Below are 24,325 nucleotides of genomic sequence, written 5' to 3'. Positions count from 1 at the left end.
GGAATTTATGAAAAACATAGTAGCTTTAGTTATAGTAATAGGATGCTTTTTTTCTTGTAAAGCTCAAAGCGACATTCCGAAATGGGATGATATAGCAGAACAATTTGAATGCCCTGAGTGGTTTAGAGATGCCAAATTTGGCATATGGACGCATTGGGGACCACAAACAAAACCTGCTGTTGGCGGAGGCTGGTATGCCAGAAACATGTACATGCAAGATGTAGGACGAGAAACATGGGGCGCAAACGCCTATCCATATCATGTTCAGCAATACGGACATCCATCAGAAATAGGGTTTAAAGACGTAATACACAGTTGGAAAGCCAAAAACTTAAATACTGATTCGCTCATGGTATTTTTTAAAGAAGTGGGTGCTAAATATTTTGTGTCTATGGCAAATCATCATGACCATTTCGATAATTTTGATTCTTCACATCACCCGTGGAATTCTGTAAATATAGGACCTAAACGCGATATTGTTGGAGAATTTGGGAAATCGGCACGTAAATACGGACTTTATTACGGTACCAGTTCGCACGATGATCGTTATATGGGTTGGTGGCTTCCCGCTTTTGGAGCAGATAAAGAAGGTCCTAAAAAAGGAATTCCTTATGATGGACACATGACCAAAGAAGACGGAAAAGGTAAATGGTGGGAAGGCTACGATCCAGCAGATTTATATGGATTACCACCAGAAAAAAGGACACCAGAATGGGAAGAAAAAATGAAGGAGAACTGGATGAAAAGGCATCTGGAACTTGTAAATAAATACGATTTAGATTTATTATGGTTTGATGGTTATAACTTCCCCTATGGCGAATACGGCAAAAAAGTAACGGCAAATTTTTACAATAAAAGTTTAAAGAAACATGGTAAAATACAATCGGTTATTAATGTAAAAGGCGTTGGAAATGGAGTGATTAATGATATCGAGCGTGGTTTAGCCAAAAAATTAAGAAAAGAACCATGGCAAGGTAACTTAACATTTACGGGCTGGTTTTATAAAATGGATAAACCAGAAAGGCATAACGAAAGAACCATTATAGAATCATTAATTGAAGCTGTAAGTAAAAACGGAAACCTTCTAGTAAGTGTAGAATTGTACCCTGATGGAACCATTGTACGAGAACAAAAAGTGGTTATGAAAAAAGTGGGTAATTGGTTAAAAACTAACGGTGAAGCCATATACAAAACACGTCCTTGGAAAATTTATGGTGATGGCTATAGCGTACATGGAAAAAAACCGGTTAGGCACAAAGTGGCCGCTAGCGAAACCAGCGAAGAAGGACAAAAAGCCAGCGAAGAAGGTTTGCATTTTAACGAGCGTACTGTCGATGCACCACTGTACGAATCTAACGATGTGCGATTTACAACTAGAGATAACAATTTATATGTAATAGTTTTAAATCCTGCTCAAGGCGAACTTATTATTCCGACTTTGGGTCATGATTCCAGTACAACTTATAAAGTAAATAAAGTTGAGATGTTGGGTTCTAAACTAAAAGTAGAATACAAACAAGAAAATGAACATTTAAAATTAATAGTCCAAGATGAATTTCTTGGTAATGGACCTATCACTTTTAAGTTAATGGGTAAATAATAAATAAACGAATACTATCTTTTAAAAGTAGCGTAACTATGAGAAAAATAAAACTTTTACTAACTATTTGCACCGTTATGATTTTTAATCAGGCTATTGGGCAACAAGATATTTTAATAGAAGCTGAAAGTTTTATTGAAAAAGGAGGTTGGGTAGTAGATCCTCAATTTGTAGAGCAAATGGGATCACCGTATTTAATGGCTCATGGTATGGGAGAACGAGTAGCCAATGCAATAACAAAAGTTAATTTCAATACACCTGGAGAATATCATGTTTGGGCAAGAACCAAAAACTGGATTCCAGGAAATTGGGAAGCACCAGGGCAATTCAAATTAATTGTTAACGGTAAAAAATTAAAAACAACTTTAGGTAAAACTGCGGGTTGGACATGGGAATATGTTGATAAAGTTAATGTAAAATCCAGTCAAGTAGAAATTCAATTAGTAGACTTAACAGGGTTTAATGGTAGATGCGATGCCATTTATTTTAGTACATCTAAAATTAGTCCAACAAATTCTCAGAGTAACTTAAACACATGGAGAAAAACAAAGCTTGGGGAAACTACTGTGCCAGAAATTGTAAAAGAATATGATTTAGTAATTACTGGAGGTGGATTAGCAGGTTGTGCAGCTGCAATTTCTGCTGCAGAGCAAGGGTTAAAAGTAGCTTTGATTCATGATAGACCCGTATTGGGTGGTAATGCAAGCGAAGAAATACGAGTGCACACTCTAGGAATTCATGGTAAATATGAGCGTATTTTAAAAATGATAGATACCAAACATTATCCTAATGGTTCGTTTGAAGCTAAGTACGATCAAGAGAAAAGAGACAAAAACATGAAGAGCTTTAGAAATATAGATCTTTTTTTAGAGTGGAGAGCTTATGATGCCAAATCAGAAAATAACATTATAAAACATGTAGATGCTAAACATACATCAACAGGAGAGCGCGTTCGTTTTACAGCTCCTTATTTTGTTGATTCTACAGGCGACGGCTGGATAGGGTATTGGGCTGGAGCAGAGTTCTCTTATGGAAGAGAAAGCGCAGCAACCTATGGAGAAGCATGGGATGAATGGGGAGAACTTTGGAGTCCTGAAGAAGCTGATAATTTTGTTATGGGCTCATCTGTACTTTGGCAAAATGAGAAAACTGATAAAGAGCATAAATTTCCTGAACTTCCTTGGGCTAAAGACATCTCCAAAGACCATAAAGCTATAGCAGGTGAGTGGTATTGGGAGTTTTCAAGAAACGATTTGCATCAAATTCATGATGCTGAAGACATAAGGGATCATATGCTTCGTGCCATTTACGGATCGTTTGCTAACGCAAAAAAATTAGAAGAGAATAAGTATTATAAATTGCAATGGGTGTCTTATTTGGTTGGTAAAAGAGAGTCTAGAAGATTAATAGGTGACCATGTTTACACTTTTAATGATGTAAAAAATAACACAAAATTTAAAGATGCAGTAGTTGAAGAATCTAGAGCGGTAGATGTTCATTTTCAAAGAAACTTAAAAGATAGTAATGAACCAGATTTTCTGTCAGAAGCTATTTTTTATGACACAGAAAAGTATTATATCCCTTATAGAAGTTTGTATTCAAAGAATATAGAAAACCTATTTATGGCTGGTAGAAATTTTAGCTGCTCTCATATAGGTTTAGGAGGTCCAAGAGTTATGCTTACAACAGGGCAAATGGGTGCTGCAGTAGGTTTAGCTGCTGTTATATGTAAAAAGCATAATGTAAACCCAAGAGCGGTATATACAGAACACCTTCAAGAGTATTTAGATTTAATAGAAGATCAGCAATAATGTATAAACCTTTATTTATCATAATATTAATTTTCATCGGGTTTCAGTCGAAAAAAGACTATAATCCTATGTTTTTTAATATGACTGATGAATGGAGAGAAATAACAAAAGATGAACCTGTTTTTGAGTTTTTAATAAAGTCTTTAGATACTACATATAACACTTCAATGTCACATCAGGTTAGATTGTTATCAAATAACAAAGGAGAACCAAGATTGTTTTTCTCAGATATAGAAACTCCAGTATGTGCAGATGGAGAATGTAAATTAGCGAAGATTAAAATTTACTGGAATTTATTGGGTAATTATGTAGGTTACGGTATTGATGGCACATATCCACTCACAAAGTTTGAACATGATCCTTTTGAAAAAGCAGACTATGAAAAACTTCATAAGTTGTTATTGGATGATAATTCCATACTCAAGAGGCGAAAAATGTCTGATTTAATAGATGAAGTACCAGTATCTAAACCAGATATAGTATTTGGTCGTATTGATGCTGTTTCTGGAGCTACAAAAAAAGAAGTAAAAGAATCAGTTGTTAAAGGTGGATTGTATTCATGCCATACACTTTGGCATATAGTACATGGTGAAGTTAAACGTAAAATAAAAACCTATTTAGAATCAATTCAATCTGAAGCACTTAATAATTACTTTTTATACTCACCTTACAAAGACTACCAATTACAAGCGTTAAAACAATTAGATAAAGAAAAATTTGGAAGAGATGCAACACAAATAATAAATATATTTAAAACAAATGATGCTGCTACGCGAAATTATATCTTAAAAAAGATTCCAAATAATTTTTTATCAAATCAAAATACATCTTATCAACTTTATAGTTTATTCCCAGATGTTGATATCAATTCTAGAACGCTCTTAATTGAAAAAATAAAAATAGCAAATCCTAATGTAGTATATATTTTGTCAAACTATTTGGATAGTATGACAAAAAATCAATTAAATCAATATTTAAAATATTTACAAGAAGACTCAAAAAAAATAAATAAAGAGGTTAAGTCTAATCTAATAAAAGCAAGTAAAAATAAAGAGTATGTTTATAATTACTTGATAAAACAATTTTTAAAAAACGCTAAATGATTTCATTTCTACTTTCAATTTTCATCTTAATTGTTGCTTATTTCACTTATGGCAAATTTGTAGAAAAAGTATTTGGCGTAGAAAAAGAGCGTATTACTCCTGCCGAAAAATTAAGAGACGATATAGATTTCATGCCCTTACCTACATGGCGTATCTTTTTAATTCAGTTTCTAAATATAGCAGGATTAGGACCAATTTTTGGAGCCATTGCAGGAGCTATGTTTGGGCCATCTGCGTTTTTATGGATTGTACTGGGAAGTATTTTTGCAGGTGGAGTACACGATTATTTTTCAGGTATGTTGTCTGTACGTCATGATGGTTTGAGTATTAGTGAGGTTGTAGGAGAATATTTAGGAAATAATGTAAAACACATAATGCGTGTATTTACAGTCGTACTTTTAATTTTTGTTGGAACTGTGTTTTTAATGGGACCAGCTAAAATAATTAATGGAATGACCAATAACATGTGGAGTGTTTGGACATGGGTAGCCATTATTTTAGCCTATTATATACTATCAACCTTATTACCTATTGACAAACTTATAAGTAAGCTATACCCAATATTTGGAATAGCCATGTTACTTATGGCAGTTGGATTAATAATAGCTTTATTTTTTGGAAATTACCAAATACCAGAATTGGTGCCTGAAAATTTAGTTAATATGACATCTAACCCAGATGAAACGCCCTTGTTCCCTATATTATTTGTTACCATTGCTTGTGGTGCTATATCTGGATTTCATGCGACACAATCACCCTTAATGGCACGTTGTATGAAAAATGAAAATTTAGGAAGAAAAATATTTTATGGCACTATGATTACTGAAGGTATTGTAGCGCTTATTTGGGCCGCCGCTGCTATGACATTTTTTGGTAATGTAGAAGGCTTGAATATAGCAATGGCTGAAAACAATAACAATGCAGCATGGGCAGCAAATGAAATATCACTTAATATGTTAGGAAAAATAGGTGGAATATTGGCTTTATTAGGAATTGTAGCAGCACCTATTACTTCTGGTGATACAGCCTTTAGATCGGCTCGGTTAATTCTGGCAGATGTTTTTAAATTCAATCAAAAAAAGATTAAAAACAGACTATATCTAAGTATTCCTCTCTTTGTAATTGCCTTTGCGCTTACACAAATAGATTTTGGTATTATATGGCGCTATTTTGCTTGGAGCAATCAAACCTTAGCTACCGTTGTACTTTGGACTATTACAGTCTTTTTAATTTATAAAGGAAAGGCATACTGGATTTCTGGAGTGCCTGCAATATTAATGACCATGGTATGTAGTACTTATATTTTAATAGCTCCAGAAGGGTTTAACTTAAATAATAACACTGCGTATGTTGGAGGTGCATTTGCGACCATTATTATTACTGTACTATTTTGGATTTACGTTATTAAAAGAAAGAAAAGTCTAAACGTAAGTTTAGTTAAAATTTAAATTTAAAATTAAAGTAATTATGAGCAACATAGATTATATCACCATAATAGTGTTTTCCTTATTAATTGTAATGGCTGGTTTAGCCTTTAGAAAAAGGGGGTCAGACATGAAGTCGTATTTTGCTGCTGGAGGCTCAGTACCTTGGTCTATAAGTGGCTTATCGTTATTTATGAGTTTCTTTTCAGCAGGAACTTTTGTGGTTTGGGGATCAATAGCTTATGAGCTAGGTTGGGTAGCTATTACCATCCAAATGGCTATGTGTTTAGGAGGTTTTTTTGTGGCTTATTTAATAGCACCTAAATGGCGTAAGACCAATAGTTTAACAGCGGCTGAATTTGTAAGGAACAGATTGGGGGATAAAACCCAAAAATTTTACACCTATTTGATACTTATACTATCATTAGGATATTCTGGAGCATTTTTATATCCTGTGGCTAAAATAATAAATGTATCTACTGGATTTTCTATTACAGCTTGCGTTATAGTTTTAGGATTACTTATTTTATTATATACTGTTGTTGGGGGATTATGGGCAGTAATTATAACAGATGTTTTACAATTCGTCATATTAACAGCAGCTGTATTCATTGTGGTATATTTATCCTTACAGGAAGTTGGTGGGTTAAATGCTTTTATTGATAAGGCACCGGATAATTTTTTCGATTGGACTACAACAGAGTACTCTTGGGGTTTTATAGCAGCTTTTGCTATATATAATACTATTTTTATTGGTGGTAATTGGGCTTATGTACAGCGCTATACTAGTGTTAAAGATGCTAAAAGTGCTAAAAAAGTAGGGCTTACTTTTGGATGGCTATATTTATTAAGTCCTTTTATTTGGATGTTACCACCTATGATCTATAAAGTTTTAAGCCCAACATTAGGGGGGTTAGAAAATGAAGGAGCTTATTTACTGGTTTGTAAAGAAGTATTGCCATTAGGGATGTTAGGACTAATGTTAGGAGGTATGGTATTTGCTACAGCTAGTTCTGTAAACACAACTTTAAATTTAGCAGCATCAGTTATTACTAATGATATTTTTAAAACCTTAAAACCCAAGGCTACACTTAAACAAACTATGGGTGTAGCAAAACTCTCTACTATTTTATTCGGTATTGGCACTATTGGGGTTGCGTTGTTAGTGCCAGCAGCAGGAGGGATAGTAAATATGGTATTAACAATTGGAGCTGTAACAGGATGTTCACTATATGGGCCACCAATTTGGGCTCTATTCTCAAAAAGGCATACAGGAAGATCTATTTTAAGAATCAGTTTAATAAGTCTTACTATTAATATAGCATTTATGCTTTTTGCCGAACCGGTGTTGGGCGAAAAATTATCAAGAGCAAACGAAATGCTTTTAGGAGCTCTTCTGCCTTTTGCTTTGTTGTTTGTTTATGAGTTGTATGCCAAATTTAAAGAAATTGATGAGAGTGAAGATTATAAAATGTATTTAGAAAAAGCTTCTAAGATAACAGAAGAAGATAAAGAAGAAGCATCAACAGAGCAAAATACCTTTGGTATAAAAGTTTTAGCTATAACTCTAATGGCTGTTGGCATACTAATATTAATTTTAGGAATAATGGCAAAAGAATCCAACGGCATTGTTTTAGTTATGGGTAGCATTGTTATCTTAGCAGCACTAATCATTCACCCAAAAATAAAGTTTAGTTCAGGAAAAAATTAAAGAACAATTACGATCAATTTAACCAAAATTTATAAACCTAAAAATGTTCATTGACCAAGAGCAGTAAATCCAAAGAAAATGATAAAAAGTGAATTTAAAGTTGCAAGAGATAATAAACTTTCAGAGCTTAAAACTGACCTTGTTGTTATTGGTGGAGGGTTAGCTGGTGTTTGTACTGCTGTAACAGCGGCTAGGGACAATTTAAAAGTGATTTTAGTCCAAGACAGGCCAGTATTAGGTGGAAATGCCTCAAGTGAGGTTAGATTATGGGCTTTAGGGGCTACGTCTCATATGGGGAATAACAATAGATGGTCTAGAGAAGGCGGTTTAATTAACGAAATATTATTGGATAACCTTAAGCGTAATAAAGAGGGAAACCCTTTAATTTTTGATACAGTATTATTAGAAAAAGTTTATCAAGAGGAAAATATTACTTTACTATTAAACACATCGGTTTATGAAACTCAAAAAATAGATGATAGAAACATTAAAGGTGTCAAGGCATTTTGTAGCCAAAATTCAACTACTTATTTATTAAAGGCTCCTTTTTTCTGTGATGCATCAGGAGATGGAATAGTAGCATTTCAATCTGGAGCATCTTTTAGAATGGGTGCTGAACCTCCAGAAGAGTTTGATGAAGGGTTTTCCCCTAACATAGAAGATTACGGTAATTTATTAGGACATTCCTTGTATTTTTACACTAAAGATTTAGGTAAACCAGTTAGCTACACTGCACCATCATTTGCTATTAATGATGCAGCTGAATTACCCCGAATTAAAAATTATCAGTTAGGAGATCATGGATGTAAACTTTGGTGGGTTGAATATGGAGGTAGATTAGATACCATACATCAATCTGAAGATATAAAATTTGAATTATGGAAAGTAATTTATGGTATTTGGGATTATGTAAAGAATAGCGGAAAATATCCTGAAGCAGAAAATCTAACATTAGAATGGGTGGGAACCATTCCAGGTAAAAGAGAAAGTCGAAGATTTGAAGGTGACTTTATGCTTACTCAAAAAGATATTGTAGAACAAAGAGACTATTACGATCGAGTAGCTTTTGGTGGTTGGGCAATGGATTTACATCCAGCTGATGGGGTTTACAGTAAGCACAACTCATGTACACAATGGCATAGTAAAGGAGTCTATTCAATTCCTTTCAGATGTTACTACAGCAAAGACATTAAAAATTTATTTCTAGCAGGTAGAATTATTAGCGCATCGCATGTAGCTTTTGGGTCATCTCGAGTTATGTTAACTTGTGCACATGGTGGGCAAGCAGTTGGTAAAGCAGTTGCATTATGTCTGCAAAATAATTATTCACCTCGTCAACTTGCAAGTAAAGAAAACATTGAGCAATTACAGTTAGTGTTAAATAAAGATGGACAAAGCATACCAAGATTAACCCTTGCTGATGATAAAGATCTTGTTGGGCAAGCAAAATTAATCGCCACTTCAGAATTAAAACTTAATAATATTAAACCATCAGATGTATGGAAGACATTAGACACCAATACAGCTCAATTATTGCCGTTTGAGGCGAATAAAACCTACAAGATAAGTGTCTCTGTTAAAGCAGAAAAAGACACAACATTAACTATTGCATTAAAAGGGAGTAGTACAAATAAGCACTTTACACCAGATATTGATATACAAGCTAGCAAATTTGAATTAGATAAAGGTATTCAAGACATCACTTTTACCTTAGAAGAGGGGTTTAGTAAAGATTGTTACACTTATTTATGCTTTATGAAAAATGAAGATGTTCAAGTACAATTATCTGAAGAATTATATCCTGGTATTATAACTGTAAAGCAAAAAGTTAATAAAGCTGTTTCTAATTTTGGAAGACAAGACCCGCCAAATGATGTAGGGATTGATGCTTTTGATTTTTGGACTCCAGACCGAAAACCAGCTGGTCAAAATATTGCGATGCAAATTGAACCACCAATTGATAAGTTTAATTTAGAAAATATAAATAATTTAGAACAACGACCAACATCAAACGGTTATGTTAATGCTTGGGTATCCAATCTAAATGACAAAAGTCCAAACGTAGTGTGTAGATGGAAGAAAACTCAAAAAATAAAACAGGTTAAATTGTTTTTTGATGCCAATTTTGATGATTCGTTAGAGTCTATTTTATTGACTCATAAAAATTCAGAAATAGACACAGTAGTCAAAAGTTATAAAATATTTGATGATAAAAATAAGTTGGTTTATCAATGCGAAGATAATTACCAAACAATTAACAAAATAGACTTTGAAGAAGAACTAGAAACAACTTCTTTAAAATTTCTATTTGATAAACCTAATATTAATATTCCGGTATCTGTATTTAAAATAGCTGTTTTTGATTAAGAAATATTCTTGTGAAAGTTATTGACTCAACAATTACTGGTTTTATAAAAGTTAGACATTAAACTAAAATGAAAAGAAATACTCTTTTATTCTTGTTTGTTATTTTCTTTTTGGCATGCAAAAAAAAAGAAAGTATCGATTTTACTATTAAAAATGGTGTCTCTGAAAAATTTGATGGTAATCAAAACCCTAAATTAACTTTAAACAGCTCTAAGGATAGTATTGTTTTACTTATAGATTCTTTACAAAGAAATTTTAAGGGTAAAACGTATATAGATATCCTGATTAAAAACATATCGGATTCACCATTAAAAATTAAAGGACAACTAGATAATAGTTTTTGGAATAACGGAGCTAGTCTTATTGCGCCTAAAAAAGAAAATTCTTTACGACTTTATTTTAAAGGAACTCGCTTGCCTGAAGATAATCCCTACAAACAATTAAAAGGGATGAATGGATTACCTAATGGTCATCTCTGGCTATGGGAAAATTTAAACGAAACGAATATTAAAAGTATAAAATTACAATTACTTCACAATGCTAAAAGGGGACTATTCAAAATAACAGAAATAAAAAGTGGTGGGAATATTTGGCAAGATACGGCACGTTTTAAGAAGCGTGAATTTTTTCCGTTTGTCGATAGATATGGACAATACAAACACAAAATTTGGAAAGGGAAAATACTTAATGATAACCAATTACAAGATATTGACAAGGAAGAACAAAAAGCATTAGAAGCTTATCAAACCAATAAAGATTTAGATATTTATGGTGGCAATAAAAAAGGACCTATGTTTTTTGCTTCAGGGCATTTTTACACAAAAAAACATGAAAATAAATGGTGGTTAATAACACCTTTAGGACATCAATTTTGGTCACAAGGGCTTAATTGTGTACGATATACAAATACAATTACACAAGTACAAGAAAGAGAAGATTATTTTGAAGCTTTGCCAGATAGTACCGACTATTTTTCAAAATTTTATTCTCAACGCAATGCATATAAAACGTATAATTTTGCAGAGGCTAATTTGTATAGGAAATATGGTAAAGATTGGCAAGAAATTTCAAATAACCGCATGCACCAAAGGCTAAAGGCTTGGGGAGTTAATACCATAGGAAACTGGTCAGACCCTAAAGTTTATCAGATGCAAAAAACGCCTTATACGACAAATATAGGGTACAAATGGCCAGAACGTTTGGGGAATTTAAAAATGCCCAATATGTGTAATCCAGATTTTGAAAAAAATTTAAAAGCAGCTTTTAAAGACTACAAAAAAACTACAGAAGATCCATACTGTATTGGCTATTTTGTAGATAACGAATTACATGGTTGGGAAAGTATAGCAATAACATGTATAGCAGCAAAAAAGGATACCTATGAAAAACAAGCTTGGATAGATTTTTTAAAAGATGAATATATTGCCATTCAAGAATTAAATAATGAGTGGCAATCTTCATTTTCTACTTGGGAAGATATTGCTACAGTTACAGATGCATCGCTTTACCCTGGTAGCAAAAAAAATGTTGAAAGCTTTAATTTTTTGATGGTTCATAAATACTATAAAACCGTAAAAAAAGTTTTAAAAGAAGAAGCTCCCAATAAGTTATATTTAGGTAGTAGGCTCGATTTTCATAGCTATCCAAACGTAAGTGTGCATCAAAAGCAAGTAGTACAAATTGCAAGTAAATATTGTGATGTACTATCATTTAACAGATATAATTATACGGTTTCAGAAATAAAGTTTGATACTACTGTTAATGATTTGCCAATTATTATAGGCGAATTTCATTTTGGTGCCTTAGATCGGGGCATGCCACATACAGGGCTGCGCAGTGCATTAAATCAAAAACAACGTGCATTACTTTACTACAACTATGTAGCTAGTGCCCTTGAAAATCCACAAGTAGTAGGAACGCATTGGTTTCAATATCAAGAGCATGCATTTACAGGTAGAGGTGATGGCGAAAATTATCAAATAGGATTTGTAGATGTTTGCGATACACCTTACAATGAAATTATTAACAAAAGCAAGATTATAGGTGATAAAATGTATGATATAAGAAACACAAAAAAATAATACTTATAGTTTTATAATACCTATATTAAAATAATAAATAGTGTGGCAAACGATAAACAAATAAAAATAGGGCAACTAAAGAATTCAAGACGAGATTTTATAAAAAAATCAGCACTAGGGCTTTCGGCTTTTGCTTTACCTACAATGCCCGTATTTGCAGGTCCCTTCACTTATGACGAAAATGGACACCTCATTCCAGAAGACAAAAAACTATCTAAAGCCTGGATAAAATCCTTGTATGAAAGAGGTGTGCCAGACATATTTACATCAAATAATAATGAACTAAAATATATAGGCATGCCCGTTGGTGGTATAGGTTGTGGGCAACTGTATATGGGAGGCGATGGTAAATTATGGCTTTGGCATATTTTCCGCACACGATACAATAGAAACCCCGATAGCGAATTATTAATTAGAATGGAACAAGGTGGGCATTATGCCTATCCAGATAAAATGTTTGACCGCGAAGACCGACCTGTAATACAAGGAGCAGCCATTAAGGTTGAGCAGAATGGGAAAATCATCATCAAAAAAATTTCTAAAGAAGGTTTTAGCGATATTAGTTTCAGAGGAGAATACCCTATTTCTAAAATTACTTATAAAGCCAATGATCTGCCAGTTGAGGTTCAATTAGAAGCTTTTTCACCCTTTATTCCAGGAGAATTAGATAAATCTTCAAACCCAGCTACCATTCTTTCATATAAAGTTAAAAATACATCATCTAAAAAAGTAAAAGTAAATTTAGCAGGCTGGTTAGAAAACGCCGTATGCCCTTATACTAAAGAAACAAGTTTGGGTAATAGAAAAGCTACTTTGGTAAAAAGAGACAACCGTACCACATTGTTTTACGAAGCCGAAGGACAAGCACAATTATCCAAACAAGATGGTTATGGCTCTATGTCGTGGAGTCTTTACAATACTAAAAAAACGCAAACCGCTTTTAATGTTGATACTAAAGGTGGCATGTCCCATATTTTTTCAGCATTAGAAGAAAAAAACAAAAATACATCCTACGCAAGTTCCTTAGATAAAGTACAAACCAATGCCTTGGGGAAATGTTTTAAACTGAAGCCAGGAGAAGAAAAAGAAGTAACTTTTGTACTAGGGTGGTATTTTCCGCATCTTAATAATCAACCAAATCATAAACGAGATTTAATGGGTGTCTCTGATATAAAAAATTTAAAACTGCATTATAGTACTCGTTTTACATCTGCAGATGACGTTGCTAACTACATATGCTCTAATTTCGAAGAATTAGCAGGAGGCACACGCCTTTGGAATAAAACTTACTATAACTCAACTTTACCCTATTGGCTGCTCGATAGAAGCTTTATATCTATCAACGCTATGGCAACAGCCACTTTACAACGCTTTAGCAACGGGCGTGTTTGGGGATGGGAAGGTGTAGAATGTTGCCCAGGTACTTGCCAACATGTATGGCAATATGCACAAGGTATGGCACGTATTTTTCCAGAAGCAGAACGTAATTTAAGAGAACAAACCGATTTAGCATCGGGTATTGGGTTTATAGATAATACAGGAGAATATGCTTATAGAGCTGAAAATGGAAGGCACGTAGCACACGATGGGCACTGTGGTACCATTATGCGTATGTATCGCGAACACAAATTATCTAATAACGATGCTTTTTTGAGAACAAATTATGCGAAAATCAAAAAATCAGTACAGTTTATTATTGATGAAGATAAAGATAAAGATGGCTTATTAGAAGGCAAACAAACTAACACCTTAGATGCCGCTTGGTATGGACCTATGGGTTGGATTAGCTCGTTATATTTAGGTGCCCTAGCAGCAGGAAAACAAATGGCATTAGAAATGAACGATACTGCTTTTGCAAGCATTTGTGATGGCTTACTTGAAAAAGGACGTGAAAATATTGTAAAAGAAGTTTTTAATGGTGAATATTTTATCCATAAACCAGATTATGAAAACCATCCAAGAGCCATTAACTCAAATGATGGTTGCCATATAGACCAAGTGTTGGGACAAAGCTTTGCATTGCAATTAGGGTTGCCAGATCGTGTTGTACCTCAAAAAGAAACCAAAAGTGCTTTAGCATCTATTTGGAAATACAATTTTGCACCAGATGCCTTTGCTTATCAAAAAGCGCATAAAGCTATTAAAGGCCCTCGAATTTATGCTGCTCAAGGTGAAGCTGCTACTGTTATGTGTACATGGCCAAAAGGCGGTGCAGAAAAAGCAGTACCAGGTATGGAAAAACGAGAAGAAAACCCAGACCATTGGAGTGGCCCAGGTATTTATTTTGATGAAGCTATGAATGGCTTTGAATACCAGGTAGCGGTACACATGATATGGGAAGGGCTTTTAGAAAAAGGATTAGCGACTGCTAAAGTAATACACGATCGTTATAATGCCGTAAAGCGAAATCCGTTTAACGAGATAGAATGTAGCGATCATTACAGTCGCTCTATGGCAAGCTACGGCGTATTGTTGGCGGTATGTGGGTTTGATTTTCACGGACCAGCAGGCTATATAAAATTCAACCCTCAAATAACACCTGAAAATTTTACTGCACCATTTACAGCAGCCGAAGGTTGGGGAACATTTATACAGAAAAGAAATGCCGGCAAGCAAACCAATTCCATTAATGTTAACTATGGAAAATTGGTGCTTTCGAAAATTGAAATTTATAGCGATTCAACACTTCAAAAAGCGGTAAGCCTGCAATTAAATGGTGAAAATATTCCAGTGGAAAATACAGGTACAGAGAACCAATACCTTTTATCATTTAAAAAACAAGCAATAAAAGCAAGAGATAATTTGAAAATAGTTATAGGATAATCTAATTGAAAACGAAACTCATCATTATAGGCGGATTTTTAGGAGCGGGAAAAACAACACTCCTAAGTGCCGTTGCTCACATTGTAAAGCAAGAAGGTAAAAGTGTGGGCTTAATTACTAACGATCAAGCCAAGGGACTGGTAGATACCCATGTATTATCTGCAAATGGAATGCCGGTTCAAGAAATAGCAGGAAGCTGCTTTTGCTGCGATTTTGATGGATTGATGGAAGCCGCACTCTATTTAAAAGATACTGCACACTGCGATATTATTTTAGCAGAACCCGTTGGTAGCTGTACTGATTTGTCCGCTACTTTATTACAGCCCATAAAATCGTATTATAAGCGTTATTTTGATTTAACACCTCTAACAATACTTATTGATCCTGCAAAGTTACAGGAGATACTGGCTTCCGAAGAAAATACCAAAGCGGGTTCAGGCTATATTTATTTGAAACAATTGGAGGAGGCCGATTATTTAGTTGTTAATAAAATTGATGTTTTAAACGAAAAACAACAAAATACTATTCGATTGTTTTTGGAAGGAAAATTTCCAGATTACCCTGTTAAATTTATTTCCGCATTACAAAATATAGGCTTAAAATCGTGGTTAGAAGATTTGCAAAACGATAAAAAATCAGGCACCCGAATAGCCCAAGTAGATTATTATATCTATGCAGAAGGTGAAGCTGAAATGGGTTGGTATAATGCCAAATTTTTTGTTTATCACAAGGAAGGAAAACTTATTCCGTGGGCAGACTTTAATGTAAGGCTTTTAGAGTTGTTACAAGCTGTTTTTCAAAATGAAAACATAGCTATCGGACACATGAAAACCTTTTTAAAAAGTGGCACATCAGAATTACAAGCTAACCTTACAGGAACAAAGCACGAACTCAGCTTAAAAGGTACACCTTTTAGTAATGTATCTGCTAATATCATTGTTAATATTAGGGCAGAAACAAGTTCGGGAACCCTAAAGGATATCATGGACGACGTTATAAGTGTCTGCTCAGAGGAGGGTATACAATTCGAAATACAAATACTCAATCACTTAACCCTAGGTAAACCTATGCCAACCCATAGATTTGCAGAACAAGTATAGAATTATAATGAAAAAAACAACATTTACAGTCCTTACCATTTGTTTTTTTGCACAAATAATAATAGCCCAAAATTGGAATAACAATTGGCCTATTTTAAAGACTTACGAAGGCAAGTACATCGAGGAAGTAGCTATGCCTTTAGGAGGTATAGGTACAGGAACCGTATCTGTAGGTGGTAGAGGTGATTTACGCGATTGGGAAATTATGAACCGTGGTGCTTTAGGCTACCTACCTGCTTTTAAGTTTGTAGGCCCAACCATAGCTAATGGACCATTTTTTGCCTTGTATTATAAAGAACAAAATAAAGATGCTGCTATTAAAGTTTTAGAAGGTCCTGTATCTACTAAAGAATATTATGGTGATTGGGGTGCCGATGCAGTAAATTCTGGTTTCCCTCGTTTTGAAGAAACTACATTTTCAGCAGCATATCCCTTAGCGCAAATTAATTTTCAGCATAAAGATGTGCCTTTAGACATTCGTTTAGAAGCCTTTAATCCTTTGATAATGGGCGATGCAGATAAAAGTGGTATACCAGTAGCTATATTACGGTATGTGATAACAAATAAAACAGACAAACCTATTGAAACTTCTGTTGTAGGCATGGTACCTAACTATATAGGAGTAGATGGTTGGTCAGGTAAACCGAAAGATAATTATAACGATTATAAGGAGTCTAACGACATAAAAGGACTTTATATGTATTCCAATGGTGTTGATAAAAAAGACGTGAACTGGGGTACTATGGCTTTAACTACACTTTCTCAAGGAGAAGTTAGTTACAGAACCTCTTGGGCTAGATTAGGTTGGAATTGGACTTTTAGAGAGTTTTGGGATGATTTTATTGAAGATGGTGAACTAACCGATCACCCAGAGAGCAGAAAAGTAGTTGATGGCGACGGTAAAACCACCTTTATGGATGGCCATAATGTTACAGAAGCAGGAAAGATAGAAACACCACCAGCTACTCTTGCGGTGAAGCAGACTTTGCAACCAGGTGAATCTAAAAAAGTTACTTTTATGCTCACATGGCATTTTCCAAATAGAAAAGCGTGGGATGCAGGAGTAAGTTATAGTTGGGGTTATGGTAAAGATACTATTGTAGGTAATTATTATACCACTCAATATAAAGATGCCTGGGATGTAGCCGAAAAAACGGCTAATAAATTTGATGATTTAGAGGAAGAAACCGTAAATTTTGTAAGCAAGTTAGTTGATAGCGATATTCCAGAAGTATTAAAAGAAGCAGGACTTTTTAATTTGAATAACCTTCGAAGTCAAACCGTATTTCGTACTGCAGACGGATTACCTTTTGGTTACGAAGGAACAGGCAGTGTAAAAGGTACCAAAATAGGAGCAAGTAAATCTTCAGGGTGGGGTTTCGGAACCTGTTCTCATGTTTGGAATTACGAGTCCACCGTTCCGTTTGTTTTTGGAGACCTTTCTACAAAATTTAGAGAAGTAGAATTTTTACATACGGTAAACGATGATGGTGGTCAAAGTTACAGAGTCACATTACCTATCGAGAATTCAAAAAAATACACAGGTAGAGCGGCAGATGGGCAAATGGGAACACTCATCAAAATATATAGAGATTGGCAATTATCTGGCGACGATGCCAAACTCAAAGAGATGTGGCCAAACATAAAAAAATCCATGGCATTTGCATGGACAGGAATTTGGGATAAAGACAAAGACGGTGTTATGGAAGGCGAGCAACACAACACTATGGATATTGCTTACAGAGGTCCTAACCCGCAAATGGCGGCTTGGTATTTAGGGGCTTTAAAGGCCTCAGAAAAAATGGCAAATCATATCGGCGATAAAGCTTTTGCAAAAACGTGTAAAACCTTATTTGATAAAGGTAATAAATGGATAGATGCCAATATTTTTAACGGTGAATTTTATGAACATCATATTCCTGAAGGGACTTCTAAAATTGCACAATTGGGCAAAGGTTGTTTGGTAGATCAATTGGTAGGGCAATATTTATCACATACCGCAGGTTTGGGTTATGTTTTAAATGAAAACCATGTGCAAACAACCCTAAAAAGCATTATGAAGTATAATTATATTGACAACTTTAATGACCATTTTAACACCTTTAGAAGCTTTGCTCTGGGTGAAGAAGCAGGACTTGTTATGGCATCTTATCCAAATGAAGGCACCTTACTTGATTTTCCGTTTCCATATTACACAGAACTCATGACAGGTTTCGAGTATAGCACCGCGGCGCACATGCTATATGAGGGACAAACTGAAAACGGACTTCAAATATTTAAAGATATCCGAAATCGCTATGATGGTTACAAAAGAAACCCTTTTAACGAAGGCGAATACGGACATCGATATGCAAGAGCTATGGCAGCATGGGCAGGCATATTAGGTTATACAGGTTTCAATTATTCTGCTGTAGACAAAACTATCAATTTCAATGCCAAAGCTGGCACATACTTTTGGTCAAATGGCTATCAATATGGTACACTAACAATTCAAAATAATACCAAAGGGAAAAAAGTAGCGCTTACTGTTGAAAACGGTAGCATTACCTTAAAATCATTTACATTGAACGGTTATGGCAAGGTGAAATTTAAAAAAGAGAAAGTGTTTAGTAAAACTACTAATGTGACTTTTATTGTAAAGGAAAACAATTAAACAATAAATAAAATTACTTATAATGCGAAATACCAATAAATATTTTTTTATGAAAGCTAAACACCTAAGCAAGTTGCATCTATTATTTATTAGTTTTTTGTGCTCATTTTTAGCACAAGCACAAGAGACAACATCAGAAATATACACAGGAGAACAACTAAAATATATAGGCATGCCCATAGGTGGTATTACTACGGGGCAAGTCTACCTGGGTGGAGATGGACAGCTTTGGTATTGGGATATTTTTAATACAGGGCGTATTAATTACGGTAAAGGAGATGATAAGTTTTATGTAAACCCAATGCTACAGGATAAACGGTTTGAACAAGCTTTTGCTGTAAAAGTTAAAGAAGTGCTCCCAGGAATGCGAAATGCTTTAATAAGAACTTTAAATTCAGATGGGTTCTCAAACATTTCTTTTAAAGGAGAATACCCAGTGGGCAAGGTAACTTATAAAGATGCTAATTTTCCAATATCGGCAAAACTAAATGCGTATTCACCGTTTATTCCTACAGACCATGAATCGTCAGATTTTCCTGCAATAGTTATGGAATATACATTAACAAATGATTCAAAAAAAGAATTAGAAGTAGAACTTTTGGGATGGTTGCAAAATATGGCTAATTTTCAAACACATTTGCAAGCCAAAGGAAAACATAAAAACGTTATTGTAAAGTCTAATGATTACATTCAAATAATTGGATCTTCGGAAGTAACCGAAAAAGATAAAGATTTGCCAGATTATGGAAACATGACATTAACATTGCTTGAAGGAGAAAATGTATGGGGAAATGCAAAGGCACCAAGTGATATTAGTTATAATTTAACAGAAATAAGTCTTTCTAAAAAAGACAATGCAGAAACTAATTTAGGAAATAAATTAGTAGGTGCCATAGGAAAACAAATGGTTTTAAAACCCGGAGAAAGCCAAAGCATTACATTTGTATTGTCTTGGTATTTCCCCAATGTGCACCGTCCAGAAAGTGGTTTACATGATCTAAAAAATAAAGAAAATTTAAGATATTATTATAATAAAAAATTCAGTTCCTCAACAGATGTTGCCAATACTATTTTAGAAAACCAAGAAAAATACCTCGAAACAACTAAAACTTGGAACGCTACTTGGTATGATGCAAGCTTACCAACTTGGTTTTTAAACAGGACTTTTTTAAACACCAGTACATTAGCAACAAGAGCTTGTTATCGTTTTGATGATCTTTCTGATGACCCTAGTAACGAAGGGCGTTTTTATACTATGGAAGGGGTATATTTAGGCGAGGGTACTTGTACACACGTATTTCATTACGAGCAAGCTTTAGGTCGTGTATTTCCAGGATTAGCTCGCCAGTTGAGAACACAGATAGATTATGGACTTTCTTATAACGAAGATAACGGAATCATAAAATATAGAAGTGTAGAATACCCAGGCTATGGTAGTCAAGACGGGCGCGATTATGCCATAGATGGACACGCAGGTACAGTACTACGCATGTATCGTGAGCATACAACGTCTCCTAATATGGATATGTTGAAAGCCTATTGGCCAAAAATTAAAAAGAGTATTCAGTATATGATTGCCCACGATGCTGAAAAAACAGGTAGTCCTGATGGTATTTTAGAAGGCATTCAATACAATACATTAGATAAGATGTGGTATGGTAAAATAGCTTGGACAAGTAGCATGTATAATGCTGCTTTAAGAGCCGGAGAAGCCATGGCAAAAGAAATGAAAGATAAATCATTTGAGAGAAAATGTGCTAAAATTGCAGACATAGGAAAAAAGAATATGACCAAAGAACTTTTTAATGGAGAGTACTTTATTAATATTTTAGATCCTGAAAACAGAAGGACTCCTAACTCATATATAGGATGCCATATAGATCAGGTATTAGGACAATCTTGGGCAATGCAAGCAGGATTGCCTCGTGTGTTGCCGAAAGATGAAACTAAAAAAGCTCTTAAATCAATCTTCAAATATAATTATCATGAAGATATGGGTAAATATCTCGATACTGCTAGTATTAAAAATGTCCGTTTTTATTCCCTCCCTGGCGAATCAGGAACGGTAATGTGTTCTTTTCCAAGAGGAGGCTCAGAAAAGGCACCAGGTATTGAGAATGGTGATTGGGATAAATTGGTAGTTGGGTATTTTAGTGAAAATATGACAGGTTTTACCTATCAAGCAGCAGCACATATGATTGCAGAAGGATTGGTAGAAGAAGGGATGACCATGATTGAAGCCATCCACAAAAGGTATTCCCCAAATAAAAGAAATCCATATAATGAAGTGGAATATGGCAACCATTATACTAGAGCCATGTCTAGCTATGGTGCTTTTATAAGTGCATCAGGTTTTACATTGCACGAGCCAAAGGGAGAAATAGGTTTTGCACCTAAAATAACTCCTGAAGATTTTAAATCGGCTTTTATATCTGGTCAAGCTTGGGGAACATTTACACAAAAAAGCTCTCAAGACAAACAACAAAATACCATTAAAATAGCATACGGAACTTTAGCTTTAAACAAAATAAAGTTAGATATGCTTCAAGGCAAACCATCAAAAGTAGAAGTAATATTAAATGGCGTTTCTTTAAAAGGAAGTATTTCTAGTTATGGCAATGCTTTAACTTTTAAATTTAAAAAACAAAATTTAAAAGCAGGTGATAAAATTTCAATAATATCAACTTATAAATAGTATTTAATTATGAATAAACATCTTTTTTTGTTAATTTTTACTTGGCTTTTTACTATATATGTACAAGCTCAGCAATCTGTTAGAATTATTCCACAGCCCAATAAGGTTGAAGAAAAACAAGGGCAATTACAATTAAAAAATACACTTACAATAGTTACAACGCATACCGAGCTATTTCAATTAACAAACTACGCTGTAAACATGTTTGAAGACGATTTTAAGCTTCAAACTCATGTTCAATCAGAAAGCACTGGAAACCAAGTAGTTCGTTTCAAATTAGATAAAAATAAAAACGCTCAAGATGCTTATAAACTTAATGTGGGTAAACAAGGAATTGATATTATTTCTGCCACCGAACAAGGACTTTTTTATGGATTACAAACCCTAAGGCAATTAATTTCTTCCGATGGGAAAGTTCAGTACGTCAAAATTGATGATACTCCTCGTTTTGGATGGCGTGCATTTATGCTTGATGAAGGACGTTATTTTCAAGGAAAAGCTCAAGTACTAAAGCTTTTAGATGAAATGGCGCGTTTAAAAATGAATGTTTTTCATTGGCATTTAGTAGATGATCAAGGTTGGCGTATAGAGATAAAGAAATACCCAAAACTAACACAAGTAGGTTCTAAACGCCCTAGCACGCAAGTAGGACCTTTAAAATGGAACAGTCCAATACAATCCGGAGAATCTCATGCAGGGTTTTATACACAAGAAGATATTAAAGAGATTGTAAAATATGCACAGAAAAGGCATATTACAATAGTACCTGAAATAGAAATGCCAGGGCACTCATCAGCAGCAATAGCTGCCTATCCATGGTTAGGAACATCGGGTAAAGATATAGACGTACCTATTTGGTTTGGTGTTAGTAAAGATGTTTATAACGTTGCAGATCCTAGAGTTTATAATTTTCTAACCGATGTTTTAGATGAAGTTATTACATTGTTTCCATCAAAAGTAATTCATATTGGTGGTGATGAGGCTAAATATGACCATTGGCAGAAATCAGATTTTGTAAAAAACTATATGAAGGAAAATAATTTGAAGACTTTTGCTGATTTACAAGTAGTTTTCACCAATCGTATTTCTAATTATTTAGAATCTAAAGGACGACGCATGATGGGCTGGAATGAGATTTTAGGACATAATGTACATGATTATCAGTCAGACAAAGATACAGGCGCAGAGAAAGAACTATCAAAATCTTCAGTGATTCACTTTTGGCGAGGTGATATTAAACTCATGACCTCGGCTGCAGAGAATGGATACGATATTGTTAATTCCTTGCATTCAGAAACCTATTTAGATTATGACTATAAAAATATTCCATTAAAAAAAGCTTATAATTTTAATCCTATTCCTCAAGGATTAGATCAAAAATATCACAATCGTATAAAAGGTCTGGGCTGTCAAATGTGGGGCGAATGGATACCGAAGAGTGGTTATATGGATTTTATGACATTTCCGCGTATTGCGGCGTATGCTGAAGTGGGGTGGACACAAGAAGATAATAAGGACTATGAAGCATTTAAGTTAGCTTTACAACCTATCTTAAAAGAATGGGAGCAAAAAAGTATTTTCTATGCACCTATGGAATTTGCAGAGCCAGGTTTTGGAAAATGGGTAAAGCCAAATTAAATTTATAAAAGGAATTATTAACAAACAAACGAAAATGATGACATCAATTTTAAATCCGCTACAAAAAACAATTTTTATACTATGTTTTTCAATCTTACTAATAGGGTGTAAAAATGAAAAAAAAGAAAGTAAACAAACTCAAACTACAGAAGCGGTAAAAGTAACAGAACCTTTTCAGGAAGATGTTGATTTTATGAAGCAATATGAAAAAGACTTGATTGTATTACAATCGGGGGAAAGTATGATTGCCGTTGCTCCAAGACTTCAGGGGCGTGTTATGACGAGCTCCGCAAATGGTATGGCTGGAACCAGTTATGGTTGGATTAATAAAGGGCATTATGAGTCTGGAGAGATTAATCCGCAAATTAATGTTTACGGTGGGGAAGAGCGCTTTTGGTTAGGGCCAGAAGGCGGTCAATACTCTATTTTCTTTGAAAAAGATGAAGATTTTATCTTTGAATTATGGGAAACACCCAAACTTATAGATTTAGAGCCTTTTGATATTGTAGAACAATCTGAGAACAAAGTTTCGTTTACAAAAACGGCGTCTTTGAAAAACTATTCAGATTTTACATTTAATATGCAAATTGATAGAACTGTAACTGTTGTTTCAGAAGATGAAACAAAAGAAGTTTTAGGTATAGAATCAATAGAAGGGTTAAAAAGTGTAGGCTATAAAACAGAAAACAAACTCAAAAACGTAAGTCAAGTAGCTTGGGAAAAAGACAATGGGTTATTGTCTATTTGGATGTTGGGAATGTATAAACATTCACAAACAACTACAGTAGTATTGCCTTTCATAGAAGCAGTTGATAAAGCCGTAAATGTTTATGAGTCTTTTGGAAAGTTATCAGATGATCGCTTGATTGAAAAAGATGGTGTAGCCTATTTTAAAGCTGATGGAAAACATAGAAGTAAAATAGGGCTTTCGCCACAAAGAGCAAAAGATATAGCAGGAAGCTATGATGCCGAAAATGGTACACTTACATTGGTTAAGTATAATAAACCAGAGGGCGTAACCGACTATGTAAACTCTAAATGGGAAATACAAGATAAGCCTTTTGCAGGGGATGTGGTAAACTCTTATAACGATGGCTCTGTAGATGGAGGAAAGCCGTTAGGCCCTTTTTACGAGTTGGAAACATCATCACCAGCAGCGGCACTTCAACCCAATGAAAGTATAACACATATACAATACACCTTTCATTTTGAAGGTTATAAGGCAAAATTAGATGCTATAGCTCAGGCTACTTTAGGGGTTTCTTTGGAAGAAATAGAGCGTACATTTAGATAATTAATTACTGATAAGCTTTTAAATA

At 34.3% G+C, this 24,325-nt stretch carries 13 protein-coding genes; all 13 read left to right on the top strand.

The genetic code is table 11. The features are described 5' to 3' along the window. Positions 1-7 precede the first annotated feature (7 nt). Positions 8-1,600: an alpha-L-fucosidase gene (locus tag U5A88_RS10395; RefSeq protein WP_354206182.1), complete on the top strand. Its 1,593-nt coding sequence runs from the start codon at positions 8-10 to the stop codon at positions 1,598-1,600. Positions 1,601-1,638: 38 nt separating this feature from the next. After that, positions 1,639-3,411, top strand: a complete 1,773-nt coding sequence (locus U5A88_RS10390; protein WP_354206180.1) for an FAD-dependent oxidoreductase — start codon at positions 1,639-1,641, stop codon at positions 3,409-3,411. Further along, on the top strand, positions 3,411-4,514 hold the full coding sequence (locus tag U5A88_RS10385; protein WP_354206179.1) for a hypothetical protein: 1,104 nt from the start codon (positions 3,411-3,413) through the stop codon (positions 4,512-4,514). Before U5A88_RS10390 ends, U5A88_RS10385 begins: the two co-directional genes overlap by 1 nt. After that, the gene (locus U5A88_RS10380; RefSeq protein WP_354206178.1) at positions 4,511-5,962 is read left to right on the top strand and encodes a carbon starvation CstA family protein; all 1,452 of its coding nucleotides are present in this window, start codon (positions 4,511-4,513) and stop codon (positions 5,960-5,962) included. Before U5A88_RS10385 ends, U5A88_RS10380 begins: the two co-directional genes overlap by 4 nt. 19 nt (positions 5,963-5,981) lie before the next feature. Then, on the top strand, positions 5,982-7,649 hold the full coding sequence (locus U5A88_RS10375; protein WP_354206176.1) for a sodium:solute symporter family protein: 1,668 nt from the start codon (positions 5,982-5,984) through the stop codon (positions 7,647-7,649). A 78-nt stretch (positions 7,650-7,727) separates the two neighbouring features. Next, positions 7,728-10,016, top strand: a complete 2,289-nt coding sequence (locus tag U5A88_RS10370; protein ID WP_354206174.1) for an FAD-dependent oxidoreductase — start codon at positions 7,728-7,730, stop codon at positions 10,014-10,016. Between the two features lie 68 nt (positions 10,017-10,084). After that, positions 10,085-12,097, top strand: coding sequence for an alpha-amylase family protein (locus tag U5A88_RS10365; RefSeq protein ID WP_354206172.1), 2,013 nt, complete (start codon positions 10,085-10,087; stop codon positions 12,095-12,097). A gap of 42 nt (positions 12,098-12,139) precedes the next feature. Next, on the top strand, positions 12,140-14,920 hold the full coding sequence (locus tag U5A88_RS10360; protein ID WP_354206171.1) for a GH116 family glycosyl-hydrolase: 2,781 nt from the start codon (positions 12,140-12,142) through the stop codon (positions 14,918-14,920). Positions 14,921-14,925: 5 nt separating this feature from the next. Beyond that, entirely contained in the window at positions 14,926-16,020 is a 1,095-nt protein-coding gene (locus U5A88_RS10355; RefSeq protein WP_354206169.1) for a GTP-binding protein, read from the top strand. 7 nt (positions 16,021-16,027) lie between these two features. Continuing rightward, positions 16,028-18,673, top strand: coding sequence for a GH116 family glycosyl-hydrolase (locus U5A88_RS10350; protein ID WP_354206167.1), 2,646 nt, complete (start codon positions 16,028-16,030; stop codon positions 18,671-18,673). A 49-nt stretch (positions 18,674-18,722) separates the two neighbouring features. Further along, positions 18,723-21,368, top strand: a complete 2,646-nt coding sequence (locus tag U5A88_RS10345; protein WP_354206165.1) for a GH116 family glycosyl-hydrolase — start codon at positions 18,723-18,725, stop codon at positions 21,366-21,368. Between the two features lie 9 nt (positions 21,369-21,377). Next, the gene (locus U5A88_RS10340; protein ID WP_354206163.1) at positions 21,378-23,006 is read left to right on the top strand and encodes a beta-N-acetylhexosaminidase; all 1,629 of its coding nucleotides are present in this window, start codon (positions 21,378-21,380) and stop codon (positions 23,004-23,006) included. Between the two features lie 34 nt (positions 23,007-23,040). Beyond that, entirely contained in the window at positions 23,041-24,300 is a 1,260-nt protein-coding gene (locus tag U5A88_RS10335) for a DUF6786 family protein (protein WP_354206161.1), read from the top strand. Positions 24,301-24,325 lie beyond the last annotated feature (25 nt).

Source organism: Aureibaculum sp. 2308TA14-22, assembly GCF_040538665.1.
GTDB lineage: Bacteria > Bacteroidota > Bacteroidia > Flavobacteriales > Flavobacteriaceae > Aureibaculum.
Note: the sequence above shows the minus strand (reverse complement) of the source record. Positions and strands in the feature narration are given on the sequence as shown.